This window comes from Erwinia sp. E_sp_B01_1 (assembly GCF_036865545.1).
Classification (GTDB): domain Bacteria; phylum Pseudomonadota; class Gammaproteobacteria; order Enterobacterales; family Enterobacteriaceae; genus Erwinia.
This window is the reverse complement of sequence record NZ_CP142208.1, coordinates 991120-1005337: the sequence shown is the minus strand read 5'-3', so window position 1 is coordinate 1005337 and position 14218 is coordinate 991120. Positions and strand designations below refer to the sequence as shown.

The window sequence follows — 14218 nt, the reverse complement described above, 5'->3', positions numbered from 1 at the left end:
AAAACTGGACTCTGGGAGAGTGAATAGCAGGAATTATGCGAGGGTAATCACAAAGCAGTAGCGGGGGGATCTTTTCACTGCGAAGCCCGTTCCATTATTTACCCCGCTTTTAAATAACCCGGACGGAAATATTCCGCCCGGTTTAGTTTAGTCCTGCGGAGCCGGATGGGTTTTCACCCAGTGTTCCGCAATCTGCTGACGGGTACAAATCCAGACCTTGTCATGCTGCTGAATATAATCCAGGAAGCGTTGCAGCGCTCTGAACCGGCCAGGACGCCCCAGCAGACGGCAGTGCATGCCAATCGACAGCATTTTTGGTGAGGACTCGCCCTCTTCGTACAGCACATCGAAACTGTCTTTCAGATAGGTATAGAACTGCTCTGCGGTGTTGAAGCCCTGCGGCGTGGCGAACCGCATGTCATTGGTTTCAAGGGTATAGGGAATAATCAGATGCGATTTAACCGTGCCGTCCTGACAGGTGACCGGCGTCCAGAACGGCAGATCGTCACCGTAATAGTCACTGTCATAGGTAAATCCGCCCTGCTCCACTACCAGCCTGCGGGTGTTGGGGCTGTCGCGGCCGGTGTACCAGCCGGTAGGCGCTTTGCCAAACAAATCGGTGAGCGTGTCCACCGCCTGCTGCATATGCTGGCGTTCCGCTTTGGGATCCATCGACTGATAGTGGATCCAGCGCCAGCCGTGGCTGACCACATCATAGTTGGCCGTTTTGATCGCTTCGACAATTTCAGGATGACGCGCCAGCGCCATCGCCACGCCAAAGACCGACAGCGGCAGGTCACGTTTCTGAAATTCATGATGGATGCGCCAGAACCCGGCACGGGAGCCGTACTCATACAGTGAATCCATCGACATATGCCGCTCAGGATAACTCGCCGCGCCAATAATATCCGAGAGGAACTGTTCGGATCCGGCATCCCCGTGCAGCACGTTGTTTTCCGCGCCCTCTTCATAGTTAAGCACGAACTGCACGGCAATCCGCGCCTCACCCGGCCAGGCCGCGTGCGGAGGATTCCCTGCATAGCCTCGCAGATCGCGGGGATAATTTTTATTAAAGCTGTACTCTTTTTTTCTTGCGGCTCAGTCATAAGTAGAGTCCTTACGTCGGGACGGCTCAGTTAAGGCAGGCAAACTGACCCGACAGGGGTTTTCTTACAGGATAGTCCAAATCGCCATGTTTACTGGTCGACAGACCCAGCGTCACCAACGACTCCACCATTTTTACTGCGGCGCCAACGCCGTCAATCACCGGGATACCCAGCTCCAGCGTCAGCTCACGCGCCAGGCTGGCCATGCCGCCGCAGCCAAGCACAATGGCACCACTTCCATCCTGCCGCTTCGCCTGGATACAGCCCTGACGCACTTTTTCCTGCGCCAGACCGGTGCCATCCTCCAGCGCCAGTACCGGCAAATCGATCGCATGCAGGGCGGCACAATGTTGTTCAAAGCCATACTGACGGAGCAGGTGCCGGGCAATGATCACCGTGCGTGGCAGAGTAGTGACGATGGAGAATCGCGTGGCCACCATGGTCGCCATATGCATGGCGGCTTCGGCAATGCCAATCACCGGCCCCTGAGCCAGTTCACGCGCGGCGAGCAGGCCGGGATCGCCAAAGCAGGCAATCACATGGCCGCTTACCCCCTGCTCCCGCCCCGCTTTAATTTGTTCCAGCACGCCAATCGCCGCTATCGCCTCGTCAAAATGCCCCTCAATGGACTGCACACCTTGTGACGGGCAGACCGCAAGGATTTCGGTGCCAACTCCGGCAACCGCACGCGCCGCAGCGCCAATGGTTTCCGTCATTGCCAGGCTGGTATTAGGGTTAATGACCTGGATGATCTGTCTTTCCTTCATGCTTTGGCTCCGTAGCCAGCAAATAAGCTGGCGAAGTCTGGCAACGTCTCTCCACTGCGTTCGAAAAGCAGGCTGTTCACAATATGATCGAAATGTTGCTGCAGTGAGTCAGAGAGTGGCTTCAGCGCTTTTTTACGCAGCAGTTCTATAAGCCGGTCGTGATGGTCACAGCGGCACCCCTGCTGCCAGGGTGCGCCATAGGCTGCAATGACCAGTGAAGATCGCTGGGTCAACCGCGTGACCATTTCAGTCAGTACCTGATTACCGGAAATGGCCTGAAGTTGAATATGAAAAGCGGCCGAAAGTCGGATTGCCGCTGAACCGTCGTGATCGACATGCGCCTGCTGCTCCTGACGGGTCAGCGCCTCGAGCGCCACCAGATGAGTGGACTGGCAGTGCGCCAGCACCGCGGGCAGATTGGCACATTCGATCAGCGCCCGGGTGCGGAAGATGTCCTGTGCTTCCCCGACGGAGGGAGTGGCAACCTGCGCACCACGTTTGGGCGTCAGCACAATCATTTGCACTGCGGCGAGGCGTTGCAGCACTTTGCGGATGCCGGTGCGGCTGATGCCAAAAACCTCTGCCAGCGCTTCTTCGGGCAGTTTGCTGCCGGGGGGTAACTGGTGTTCCACAATCGCCGACATCAGCGCCTGGTAGATAGGTTCATCCTTGTCATTCAAGTCAGAGGCCGTTTTCAGGCCGGTTTCACTCTTCATTACCTGCTCCGGTAAACATCAATTCCGTAATTAATCGTACACATCATTTTAATATTTTGTATACAAGAAAAGGATTCTGGCCTGGATCCTGCAATGTCCTGTGCAGACCAGTTTGCGTTTAGTTATCTTCAGAGGAGCAGGTTTCATGCCAAATAGTCAGAATGTCACTACGGCGTCGGCGGTTGAGGCCCACGCAAATTACAGCCCACGGCTCTGTAACGAGGATCTGGCGCCTACCCGCGACCAGAACTGGAGCTGGTATAATATTTTCTCTTTCTGGATGTCGGATGTGCACAGTATGGGCGGCTATGTGGTAGCCGCCAGCTTCTTCACCCTTGGACTGGCCAGCTGGCAGGTGTTGCTTTGTCTGCTGGTCGGCATCTGTATTGTGCAGATTTGTGCCAACCTGGTGGCTAAGCCCAGCCAGATGGCAGGTGTGCCCTACGCGGTAATCTGTCGGCAGGCGTTCGGTGTCTTCGGGGCCAATATCCCGGCGGTTATCCGTGGCCTGATCGCTTTCGCCTGGTACGGTATTCAGACTTACCTGGCGGCGAATGCCCTGATGCTGGTTTCACTGAAGTTCTGGCCTTCGCTGGCACCGATGACCGAATCATCCTGGCTGGGTCTGTCGCTGCTTGGCTGGATCTGTTTTGGCATCATGTGGCTGGCTCAGGCGATGGTGTTCTGGCATGGCATGAGCGCGATCAAACGCTTTATTGATGTCGCCGGGCCTGCTGTGTATGTGGTGATGGTGGCGCTGGCGGGCTGGATTGTGTACAAGACCGGCTTTGAGGGTATCTCACTGACGCTGGCCAGCAAGCAGCTCACTGCCGGTGAGCAGAGCTGGCAGATGATAACTGCTACTGCGCTGGTGGTTTCCTACTTCTCCGGCCCGCTGCTGAACTTTGGTGATTTCTCGCGCTATGGAAAAAGCATGGGGGAAATACGCCGTGGCAACCGCTGGGGATTACCGTTCAACTTCCTGCTGTTCTCGGTTGTTACCGTGGTCATTGTTTCCGGCACGCAAACTTTGTTCGGCCATATGATTACCGATCCCATTGAAACCGTCAGTCGTGTGGGTAGCGATCTTGCCGTAGCCATCGGCCTGCTGACGATGATCACCGCCACCATCGGCATTAATATCGTGGCGAATTTTGTTTCACCGGCTTTTGACTTCTCTAACTGCTCGCCACAGAAAATCAGCTTCCGCACCGGTGGCATGATCGCAGCGGTAGGTTCAGTGTTGTTAACGCCCTGGAATCTGTTCCAGTCACCTGAACTGATCCATTACACGCTGGATGTGCTGGGCGCGTTTATCGGACCTTTGTTTGGCATTCTTCTGTGTGATTTCTACCTGATTAAACGCAGCCAGATCTCGGTGGACGATCTGTTTGATGACACGCCAAAAGGCAAATACTGGTATCGCGGCGGGTTTAATCCCAAAGCTATCGTGGCGCTGGTGCCTTCAGTACTGATTGGTTTGACGATCAGTTTCATTCCTTCACTGCATGAAGTCGCGAACTTCAGCTGGTTTATTGGCGTGGCGCTGTCGGCCAGCTTCTACCGCTGGATTGCACGTGAAGATCGCGTTGCCAGCATTCAGGGCTATAGCGGGAAAGTGGCGGTACAGAAACGTTGATGTTGGGTCAGAGAGGCAGGAATGCGGCTTTTTGACCGGTGTCGGGAAATGAGAGAGGTTTGGACGGCAGGCAAGCCGCTTTAGTGGCTCTGAAACGACGAAAGCCTGATTCATTACTGAATCAGGCTTTCTGGATACTTGGCGGAACGGACGGGGCTCGAACCCGCGACCCCCTGCGTGACAGGCAGGTATTCTAACCAACTGAACTACCGCTCCGCGCTTTGTTCCCCGTCGGGAACGAGGCGGATATTACGGGGAGGCCCCTGTCACGTCAATGCTTTTTATGCGGTTTCAGTATCGACTGCATGTTTTTTCACCTTCACTGCCTGATTACCGCGCATTTCCTGCCTTCAGTCTCGCCAGAGGCAACTGCCGCCCTTCTTCATCACCAGATCAAGCCGTTCTTCATGGGCGGTCACCTCCGCTTCGCTGGCCACCAGCACGCGTAAACCTGATGCCGGGCGGGTAATCCGGGAAATGGTGTCCCCGTTGCTCTGCTGCTGGTCCCCTTCCATGGAAAACGTCAGCGATGTCTGTCCGCCGGTCATCGCCAGGAACACTTCCGCCAGAATTTCGGAGTCCAGCAGTGCGCCGTGAAGGGTTCGTTTGGTGTTGTCTATTTCGTAACGTGAGCAGAGCGCATCAAGGCTGTTACGTTTGCCGGGAAACATTTTCCGCGCCATCGCCAGGCTGTCAGTAATTCGACAGAAGGTTTCGGTCTTTGGAATGTTGCGTTGCAGCTTTGAGAACTCATAGTCCATAAAGCCGATATCAAAGGAAGCGTTATGGATAACCAGTTCCGCACCGTCGATATAGGCCATAAACTCATCGGCTATCTCAGCGAAGGTGGGTTTGTCCGCCAGAAACTCATCGGCGATACCGTGAACGCCGAACGCTTCAGGATCAACCAGACGATCGGGTTTCAGATAAACGTGGAAGTTATTGCCGGTCAGACGACGGTTCACTACCTCAACGGCACCGATTTCAATGATGCGATGCCCTTCATAGTGCACCCCGATCATGTTCATACCGGTGGTTTCAGTATCGAGAACGATCTGACGCGTTGTATTTGCTGTGCTCATAGGACCCGTTTATGTCAGACTTGGCGTTTTTCAGCAGGGAGTCTACCAGAGATGACTAAGCAGGTAGAAATTTTCACCGACGGTTCTTGCCTTGGCAACCCCGGACCGGGCGGCTATGGCGCCATCTTACGCTATGGCGATCACGAAAAAACCTTCAGCGCGGGTTATTTTTTAACCACCAATAACCGCATGGAAATGATGGCTGCCATCGTCGCTCTTGAGGCACTTAAGCAGCAGTGTGAAGTGGTAATCAGCACTGACAGCCAGTATGTCCGTCAGGGTATTACCAGCTGGATCCATAACTGGAAAAAGCGCGGCTGGAAAACAGCAGATAAAAAGCCGGTTAAAAATGTCGACCTGTGGAAAAGACTGGATACGGCCCTGAGCCACCATAAAATTCAGTGGGAATGGGTCAAAGGGCACGCGGGCCATGTTGAGAATGAGCGCTGCGATGAACTGGCCCGGGCGGCAGCTGGCAGCCCGGCGTTTGAAGATATCGGTTATAAATCCGAACCCTGATGTTTTTGCCGTGAACGGAACTGGCTGGTCGCCCCGACCGCCTGGCTTAGCCTTCTCTTCGCGGCAGCCTTTTTGGCCGAATTCATAATTAACGGGAAAGTCCGCTTGCGGGCGACAATAATGCTCAGGCAACCCAGTGCCGGGAAATGTGTGCTGATTACCTTACCGCCCTGCCGGTTCCACGGCACAACCTGAAACCGCGTCCGCTGCACCACTTCATAATTCAACAGATTCAGCCAGTCCATCAGGCGCATCTGGGTAAACATCCGGCTGTTCCAGGGAACACGCCGGTGCAGTCCGGGGATGATTTTCCCTACGCCCAGCACGCTAAAAGGATTAAACCCGCTGATAATGATCCAGCCATCGTCTATCAGCACCCGATCCACTTCCCGCAGAATACGGTGCGGATCGCTGCTCCAGGCCAGACAATGGGCCAGAAGACAGGCATCAACGGATTTGGATTCAAAAGGCAGACTCTTTGGGTCGGCCATGACATGGAGCTGCTCGCCGCTTAATCCTACATTGACCTGATGCGAAATTGCGCATTTCTCCGTGTCGATTTCAGCGCTGAGATGCCCTACCTTCAGCAGGTGGAAACCGTACATTTTGGCCAGGCAAGGCTGCAGGTGCTTGCTGAGAGCATCGCGGTAAAACTCCCCCCAGGGGATCTCTGCCCAGGTCTCTGGCACATGACGAATTTGGCGTGTTTTAGCGGGCTTCATGCTTTACCATCTTCTTTCCATTTCGGCCAATCAAAGAGGCGATGATGAATCTTACCAGCATTCCGGCACTTCAGGATAACTACATCTGGACATTAAATAATGATCAAGGCCAGTGTCTGATAGTCGACCCTGGCGAGGCCGCTCCGGTTCTGGCTGCACTGGAAAAAAACCAGTGGCAACCCGTCGCAATCCTGCTTACTCACCATCACCATGACCATGTCGGTGGCGTACAAGAGCTGGTGGCAAAATACCCCCAGGTCGTGGTGTACGGCCCACATGAAACGCTGAATAAGGGCGCAACAGAGTTGGTGGTTGAAGGTGACAAAATCACGGTACTGGGCTGCGAATTCAGTGTGATTTATACGCCTGGCCATACTTTAGGACATATCTCATATTTCAGTTCGCCTTACCTTTTCTGTGGCGATACTCTGTTTTCTGGCGGCTGCGGGCGACTATTTGAAGGCACTCCTGAACAAATGTTTGAGTCTTTTCAAAAGCTTAATAAATTACCCAGCGATACGCTGGTTTGTTGCGCCCATGAATATACATTATCTAATTTGACCTTTGCTCAGGCCATTTTACCGCAGGATACTGAGATAGCGCGCTATTACCGCGAAATTAAGGAGTTACGCGCAAAAAACGGGGTTTCGTTGCCTACAAAACTGGATTTTGAGCGTAAGATAAATGTTTTCTTAAGAACACAAGAGCATGAATTGCAAAGAATTATTGGACATGAAACATCTCCACAACATGAGTGGCAAGTATTTGCAACTCTACGCGAGAAGAAAGACCATTTTTGATTTTTCTGGTTGTGTTGCTATGGGCGAGCACGTATAGTTGCTCGTCTTTTAAGCGAAGAATGACACACACATGAAGGCTAAAGCGATATTACTCGCCTCGGTCTTGCTGGTGGGTTGCCAGGCGTCAAAGCATGACACCAACCTCCCTGAACAGCATGCACAGAGTTTGTCTTCGGCAGGTCAGAGTGAAAGTGAGCGAGACACAGATCGGTTGTTATCACCGCGTTGGCAGGATGATGGAACCACCAGCCTTACGCAGGATCAGGATTTGTGGAAACTCATCAGTACCGAGCTGAAGATGAAGGTTCCGGAAAATGCCCGGATACGCGAACAAAAACAAAAATATTTAAGAAACAAGAGCTATCTCCACGATGTAACATTACGGGCAGAGCCGTATATGTACTGGATTGTCGAGCAGATTAAGAAACGTAAGATGCCGATGGAACTGGTACTACTACCCATAGTGGAGAGCGCTTTTGACCCCCATGCGACCTCAGCCGCCAATGCCGCAGGCATCTGGCAGATTGTACCGCAGACGGGGCGAAACTACGGTCTGAAGCAGAACCAGTGGTATGACGGACGTCGCGATGTTGTGGCTTCCACCAAGGTTGCGCTGGACATGATGGAACGTCTGAACAAGATGTTTGACGGTGACTGGTTACTGACCATCGCCGCCTATAACAGCGGTGAAGGACGCGTCCTGAAAGCGGTAAAATCCAACAGAGCCCGCGGGAAACCAACGGATTTCTGGAGCTTATCTCTGCCACGCGAAACCACGGTCTACGTGCCGAAAATGTTGGCTTTGGGTGATATCCTGAAGAACAACAAGCGTTACGGCTTACGTTTGCCGGCGCCAAATGAAACGCGTGCTCTGGCACGGGTTGAAGTGGGCCAGCAGATTGAGCTGACGCAGGCGGCAGAAATGTCAGGCATGTCACTGAGCAAGCTGAAAAGTTTTAACGCGGGTTACAAGCGCGGCACTACGGCACCGAAAGGTGGTCCTCAGTACATTATGGTACCGAAGTCGAACGTAGCGAAGTTGCGTAACTCACTGGCGACAGGCGATATAGCTGCCGTTCAGCCAACAGCACTGGCTGAGAATACGACAAACGGTGCTTACAAGGTTCGCAATGGCGATACCCTGTCAGGCATTGCTAAACGTCTGAATGTGTCGGTTAAAGACCTGCAGCGCGCCAATAACCTGCGTGGTGCAAGTATCAGACCGGGACAGACCCTGAGCACGGGCGGTGGCGGCAGCGCGACCAAACTGGCCGATAATGGCAACAGCATCACCTATAAAGTTCGTAAAGGTGATTCTCTGGCCAGCATTGCTAAAGGGCACGGTGTGAACATCAAGGATGTGCAGCGCTGGAATACCAGCGGTTCACAGAACCTGCAGCCTGGCGATAAGCTGACGCTGTTTGTGGACAACACCTCATCGCCGGAAAGTTAAATTTTCTGACCGATAAAAAGCCAGTCTCCGGACTGGCTTTTTTTATGTCTGCTTTTCTCTCCACCCAATGATAGCGGAAAGAGAACTTTGGGTTTGCTATCGGTGTGCACCATACCGGTTTTCCACTGTGGCAGTTAATCTGCCCAATCCTGATGGCCGCTATTCTGGCGTTTGCGACCTGGCGTGCGGCAATTCTGTTTATTCCGCTGACTGACCTGGTCATCCTGAAAGCTCAGAAGACTATCAGCACGCTCACAAAGCATCAGGGCAATTGCACGGGTGGAGTAACAGCCCCTTGCGGGGCTGTCGGGGGATTAAGGCTTGCGGGCTTCGATAAAAATGGTATCGGTGCTGAAACTGCCATCCGGTTGCTGCGCATAATAGCGCTGGACTTCTTCCGGTGCGGAATGCTGGTAGGCGCGGATGGCTTCCGCCATCACCGCTGGTGTACGCATACGCTCGATCCAACTGCCAAACTCCAGATCCAGTCTGTCGTGGCTGACGGCGCTGATAGCCAGTCCGGCTTCGGTAAACATCGTCAGCCATTCGCCAGGGTTGTAGTCACGTACGTGGGAAGTATCCCTCAGAGCTTCGACAGTCTGTAACCAGATATCCAGTACGGGGTTGCCCGGCGCGTTCACATCCATAAATATCGCTTTGCCGCCCGGCTTAAGGACGCGTTTAACTTCACGCAGCGCACGCCCAACGTCATGCCAGTGGTGAGCGGAGTAACGGCTGATAACAATATCAAAGCTCTCGTTCTCAAACGGCAGATATTCAGCATACCCCTGCTGTGTGGAGAGATGCTGGTAACCGCGTTGTTCTGCGGCTTCCGCTACCACAGCCAGCATTTTCGCCGACAGATCGTAAGCCACTACGCGGCTGACATGCTCCGCTGCAATATAGCTGGCATGTCCACCACCACATCCTAAATCAAGGACAACGGCATCCTTTTCCTCAGAGAGTCTCTCACCCAGCCGCACTAAATCGCGGCCGCTGGCATGCACAGCACTGCTCAGGTAGGCACTGGCCTGGTCACCAAACTGTTTGTCGACGTTATCATGATGATGCGTTGCCATATCTCTGTTCCTTACTTATTTTTTGAGTTATGGGCAGATTGGTGTGACGACCTGCCCGTGACGGCAGGCCGAACATTCCCTAAAGAAGCGCAGGCTTGCCGGGATGGAATTCAACGAGTAGCGGATTGTGGTCGGAGGCACGGGTTACCAGCACGGAGGCCTGAGCCACGTCCATGCCGCGATAAAAAACGAAATCTAAAGGACGACCAAAGGCTTTGCGCCGGTGGTCATCCGTAAAGGTCACTTCTTCCAGCCCCATATCGCGGGCGAAAGTGTATAAGGCGTTAATACGCTGACGGCTCCAGGCGTTGAAATCCCCGGCCATAATGACCGGCCCCTGATGGTGGATAATCTGCTCGCCAATCGGGCCTAACTGCTTGCTGTAGACATCAATCCCCAGGCTGAAGTTAACAGCGTGAATATTCACCACCATCAACATTTCGCTGTTGGGTAAGGGATAGGCCGTAACCAGAGCAGACTTTGCCAGCCGCAGTAACGGCTCGCGTTCCCGCAAGGGGCAACAGTAGACAGCATGGGCTGATGCCAGAGTCATTACGCCTGAGGGATGCTGGGGCAGAACAAATGCGGGAACCTGATCGGCAGCCAGATAATTGCTGGTAGCAAAACGCACCAGTTCCGGCGTGGTTTGAGCCTCCTGTAACAACACCAGATGGGCATCTTTACCAAAATTCTGCAGTACCGAAAGCCAGTCCGCGCGCTGCTGTTTAAAAATGTTCCACACCAGCACCCGCAGGGTGGCCCCGGTGGTCAGGGGCGCTCCGGGCGGCAAGGCTTTGCCGACGTGCAGCATGGCACCAGGCGGAAAAATGCGCTCCGCTGGTTGTCCTGCTACATATCTCATGGCATACGTCTTTTTTCGCACTCTACCGCCCGGTTGCAATAACTTCTGAATAAATAACAGCGTCATTCAGTTATAGGGGCTTTACTGGTTACTTTCAATCGGATCGGACTGATATCCGGTAAACAAATATAACCAGGCCGTTGGGTTTCATCCTATAGATGGCGCTGACTACCCCCCCATGCTTAAATAACAAAAAGATGTAAAATCTCAAAATAATTTTGCTCCAGGAGCAATAATGAAGGCGAACTCAGAAGAACTGGCGATTTTTGTTGCGGTGGTAGAGTGCAGCAGTTTCAGTCGGGCAGCAGCAAAGCTTGGACTGGCTAATTCTGCGGTCAGTCGTGCCGTTAAAAAACTGGAGAATAAACTCGGGGTAGGTTTGCTTATCCGCACCACACGCCATGTAAAGCTGACCCAGGAAGGAGAAAATTATTTCCGTCGGGTGCAGGCATTGTTGCAGGAGATGGCCGCGGCAGAGAACGAGTTGATAGAGAGCCGACTGAAACCCCAGGGTTTGCTGCGTATTGATGCAGCCACGCCGGTCGTCCTGCATATGCTTGTCCCTTTGATTTCTGAGTTCCGGATGCGCTATCCGGAGATGTCGCTGTCGCTGGTCTCCTCAGAGAATTTTATTAACCTGATTGAGCGAAAGGTCGACATCGCAATCCGCGTGGGAGACCTGGCAGACTCCAGTATGAAGGCACGCAAACTCATCACCAGCTATCGAAAAATCCTGGCTTCGCCAGAGTGGCTGACACGCCACGGCACGCCTCAAACGGTGGAGGATCTGGCGCAACATTGCTGCATCGGCTTCAACGATCTCCCCCTCCTTAACCGCTGGCCACTGGCCCTGAGTGATGGACGGATGCTGGAGATCACTCCGGAACTTACCTCAAACAGTGGCGAAACGCAGCGCCAGCTTTGCCTGCAGGGGAATGGAATTGCCTGCTTATCAGATTTTATGATCGATGAAGATCTCAGGCGTGGGGATCTGGTACAGATTCTGGTCAAGGAGACCCTGAAAGTGGCTATGCCGATCAACGCGGTCTATTACAGTGACAGCGCGGTCAGTAATCGCCTTCGCAGTTTTATCGATTTTGTCAGCGCAAAACTGGGCCATAAGTCCGTGACTTCTGAGTAAGTCCGCTCTGCCGTTTTATCAGCCTTTCAGAGCGTTATGCCAGAATGCCTCCGGCGTCAGCCCTCCCAGTTTTTTCTGCGTCCAGCTGACATTATGAGTGGCACACAACAGTTGCAGCAGGGCATCCAGCGACTTATCTGTCGCCACCGGCAGCAAATCAGCTAAAGGGGTGTCGAGCCGTAACGTCACATCGGTTTGCCGATCGGGCCGTTGCAGCAGTTGCGTACCTTGCTCTGTGCACCATTGCTGCAAAGGAGAGGCCCGATCTCCGGCATCACCAAACAATTTTTTATTTTCAGTCTCAATAAGGTGTATCTCACCCGGGCAGTGCGGCTGTATCGCCTGCAACCAGTTGACCACCAGCATGGGCGATGCGCCGGCAAAAGCACGCGCATTCAGCCAGCCGCTCAGCTTTTCTTCAGCCCACAGAATATGCTGCTCCCCACCCTCTTCAGCCAGCAGGCTGACACGCTGGTAATGCACCGAGAGCCTGCCCGGTCGCTCCCCGGCCTTAAGCGCCTTTCTTCCCCGCAGAGGAGCCCTGTTACGCTCAGTTGCGCCACGCAGATAACGATCCAGCCCGGCGCGGGAGATCGGCTGCTGCATCCCCTCATTTACCACGTTCAATAGCTCATCAAGCGGTATCTGAAAATTTAGTCTCAGCCAGTTAATTACTGAGGCCTGTTGATCCGTTAACGCTTTACGCACCTTGTCTGGGGTGGTGTGACGATCGGCGACGTCCTGCCGCTTCCGCCAGCGCCGGACGGTAGGCACTGAGATGCCCAGCTCTTGTGCCAACTCACGATCGCTTTTAGCAGATTGCTGGATATACCGTCGTATCCGCGGGGTGGTTGTGGCATTGGCATGTAGCTTAATTTCCATAGTCTTCTCCGTCATATCGGTGATCTTATGATAACTAATCTTGTGAGATATTTTTTATATTAGCGCCACACTGTGAACTGTTTCACCTTTCCTGGTTCCCCCTTACCTGATAATCCAGCACGCAATGGAGTCACTTTTTCAATAAGGACATTTGGAGTTCAGTATGAACAGATTTCCTGGATTTCTTGAAGCAAAGCTTATGCCCCTGGCAGCCAGAGCCGCACAGCAGCGCCATCTTTGTGCCATTCGCGGAGCCTACGTCTCATTTATGCCGTTCATCATCGTCGGGTCGATCCTGCTGGTGATCTCTTCTTTCCCCAACCAAAGCTACCAACAGTTTATGGCCGGGCTGTTTGGCAACAGCTGGAGCAACATTGTTGAGATTCCGTTTAACGCGGTGTTTTCAACCATGTCCCTGTTCGTTTGTTTCCTCACGGCCTACCGTCTGGCTGAACACTATGAGGAAGATCGGGTTTCCTGCGGCATCCTGGCGCTGGTCTGTTTTCTGATCCTCACCCCTTTTATCAAGGTAGAAGCGCTGGGAATGACCGCCATTCCGACGGAGTGGATTGGCAGTAAAGGGCTGTTTGTGGCGATGATCGGCTCGCTGTTGTGGACCGAATTATTCTGCTTTCTCAAGCGGCGCAAGTGGGTGCTCAGCATGCCGGAAGGCGTGCCTCCTGCCGTACAGGAATCTTTTGCTGCGCTGATTCCGTCACTGTTGGTGATCGTACTCATGCTGACAATCCGAATTCTGTTTGAACACACAAGTTATCAGACCATCCATCAGTTTATTTATGATGTGGTTGCCACACCCGTGCGCCATTTCGGGACTTCCTACGTGGGTGCATTGCTGACCGTGATGAGTATTACCCTGCTGTGGTCGGTTGGTATTAATTCCGGCTCAATGGTTAACGGCATAATCCGTCCCCTGTGGATGGAGAATCAGACCGACAACATTGCCGCGATTCAGGCTGGCGTCACGCCCCCACACATTGTGACAGAGCAGTTTTTTGACATGATCTGGATGGGCGGTGCCGGAGCCACGCTCTCATTAGTGATTGCCATGCTGTTCTTCGCCCGCAGTAAGAGCATACGTGAAGTAGGTCGTCTCGGCGCTGGCGCTTCGCTGTTTAATATCAATGAACCCATTCTGTTTGGTCTGCCGATCATCATGAACCCGGTCATGCTTATCCCCTTCAATCTGGTGCCCGTGGTGCTGACGACCGTGCAATACGGAGCAATGAAGCTGGGCGCAGTGGCGGTGACAACCGGCGTCTTTATCCCCTGGACGCTACCACCGGTGATTAGCGGCTTTATCGTCACTGGCCATCTCAGCGGCAGCCTGATGCAAATCGTCAATCTGCTGATTGGCGCTCTGCTCTATCTGCCCTTTTTACGCATTGTTGATAAGCAGTATCGCGCAGCAGAAACACAGCAATAGCCGCAA

The 14218-nt window shown here is 53.4% G+C and carries 13 protein-coding genes, 1 tRNA gene and 1 pseudogene; 6 read left to right on the top strand and 9 right to left on the bottom strand.

The window, feature by feature from the left end; all coding sequences use genetic code 11:
- Positions 1–147: 147 nt before the first annotated feature.
- The 3 genes from puuE to VRC33_RS04725 all read right to left on the bottom strand — a co-directional run bounded on the left by puuE (position 148) and on the right by VRC33_RS04725 (position 2589).
- Positions 148–1050: an allantoinase PuuE gene (puuE, locus tag VRC33_RS04735; RefSeq protein ID WP_338564048.1), complete on the bottom strand. Its 903-nt coding sequence runs from the start codon at positions 1048–1050 to the stop codon at positions 148–150.
- An 82-nt stretch (positions 1051–1132) separates the two neighbouring features.
- Positions 1133–1873, bottom strand: coding sequence for an allantoin racemase (hpxA, locus tag VRC33_RS04730; RefSeq protein WP_338561375.1), 741 nt, complete (start codon positions 1871–1873; stop codon positions 1133–1135).
- The gene (locus VRC33_RS04725) at positions 1870–2589 is read right to left on the bottom strand and encodes a GntR family transcriptional regulator (RefSeq protein ID WP_338561372.1); all 720 of its coding nucleotides are present in this window, start codon (positions 2587–2589) and stop codon (positions 1870–1872) included. Before VRC33_RS04725 ends, hpxA begins: the two co-directional genes overlap by 4 nt.
- Before the next feature lie 145 nt (positions 2590–2734).
- On the opposite strand from VRC33_RS04725, the gene VRC33_RS04720 reads away from it, so the two are divergent.
- The gene (locus tag VRC33_RS04720) at positions 2735–4228 is read left to right on the top strand and encodes an NCS1 family nucleobase:cation symporter-1 (RefSeq protein WP_338561370.1); all 1494 of its coding nucleotides are present in this window, start codon (positions 2735–2737) and stop codon (positions 4226–4228) included.
- Between the two features lie 139 nt (positions 4229–4367).
- On the opposite strand, the gene VRC33_RS04715 is transcribed toward VRC33_RS04720, so the two are convergent.
- Both VRC33_RS04715 and dnaQ read right to left on the bottom strand, forming a co-directional pair.
- A tRNA-Asp gene (locus VRC33_RS04715) sits at positions 4368–4444 on the bottom strand.
- A gap of 134 nt (positions 4445–4578) precedes the next feature.
- Positions 4579–5310 carry a DNA polymerase III subunit epsilon gene (gene dnaQ / locus VRC33_RS04710; protein WP_338561367.1) on the bottom strand — a complete coding sequence of 244 codons (732 nt, stop codon included), beginning with the start codon at positions 5308–5310 and terminating at the stop codon, positions 4579–4581.
- Between dnaQ and rnhA the strand changes: the two are divergent.
- Positions 5303–5829: pseudogene (gene rnhA / locus VRC33_RS04705) on the top strand (ribonuclease HI). The gene dnaQ and the pseudogene rnhA sit on opposite strands and share 8 nt — an antisense overlap.
- Here rnhA and VRC33_RS04700 read toward each other — a convergent pair.
- Positions 5811–6551 carry a class I SAM-dependent methyltransferase gene (locus tag VRC33_RS04700; RefSeq protein WP_338576912.1) on the bottom strand — a complete coding sequence of 247 codons (741 nt, stop codon included), beginning with the start codon at positions 6549–6551 and terminating at the stop codon, positions 5811–5813. The pseudogene rnhA and the gene VRC33_RS04700 sit on opposite strands and share 19 nt — an antisense overlap.
- Before the next feature lie 44 nt (positions 6552–6595).
- Between VRC33_RS04700 and gloB the strand changes: the two genes are divergently transcribed.
- Together gloB and mltD are read left to right on the top strand one after the other, a co-directional pair.
- On the top strand, positions 6596–7351 hold the full coding sequence (gloB, locus tag VRC33_RS04695; RefSeq protein WP_338577000.1) for a hydroxyacylglutathione hydrolase: 756 nt from the start codon (positions 6596–6598) through the stop codon (positions 7349–7351).
- 70 nt (positions 7352–7421) lie between these two features.
- Positions 7422–8804 (top strand): murein transglycosylase D, encoded by a 1383-nt coding sequence (mltD, locus tag VRC33_RS04690; protein ID WP_338561365.1) that lies wholly within the window; start codon positions 7422–7424, stop codon positions 8802–8804.
- A 314-nt stretch (positions 8805–9118) separates the two neighbouring features.
- Here mltD and VRC33_RS04685 read toward each other — a convergent pair whose 3' ends face one another.
- On the bottom strand, positions 9119–9883 hold the full coding sequence (locus tag VRC33_RS04685; RefSeq protein WP_338561364.1) for a methyltransferase domain-containing protein: 765 nt from the start codon (positions 9881–9883) through the stop codon (positions 9119–9121).
- 79 nt (positions 9884–9962) lie between these two features.
- Positions 9963–10766: an endonuclease/exonuclease/phosphatase family protein gene (locus VRC33_RS04680; protein WP_338561362.1), complete on the bottom strand. Its 804-nt coding sequence runs from the start codon at positions 10764–10766 to the stop codon at positions 9963–9965.
- Positions 10767–10980: 214 nt separating this feature from the next.
- On the opposite strand from VRC33_RS04680, the gene yafC reads away from it, so the two are divergent.
- Complete coding sequence (yafC, locus tag VRC33_RS04675; protein ID WP_338561360.1) at positions 10981–11886, top strand: DNA-binding transcriptional regulator YafC; 906 nt, start codon at positions 10981–10983, stop codon at positions 11884–11886.
- A gap of 18 nt (positions 11887–11904) precedes the next feature.
- On the opposite strand, the gene VRC33_RS04670 is transcribed toward yafC, so the two are convergent.
- Positions 11905–12768: a helix-turn-helix domain-containing protein gene (locus VRC33_RS04670; RefSeq protein ID WP_338561358.1), complete on the bottom strand. Its 864-nt coding sequence runs from the start codon at positions 12766–12768 to the stop codon at positions 11905–11907.
- A gap of 163 nt (positions 12769–12931) precedes the next feature.
- Between VRC33_RS04670 and VRC33_RS04665 the strand changes: the two genes are divergently transcribed.
- Entirely contained in the window at positions 12932–14212 is a 1281-nt protein-coding gene (locus tag VRC33_RS04665; protein ID WP_338561356.1) for a PTS sugar transporter subunit IIC, read from the top strand.
- Positions 14213–14218 lie beyond the last annotated feature (6 nt).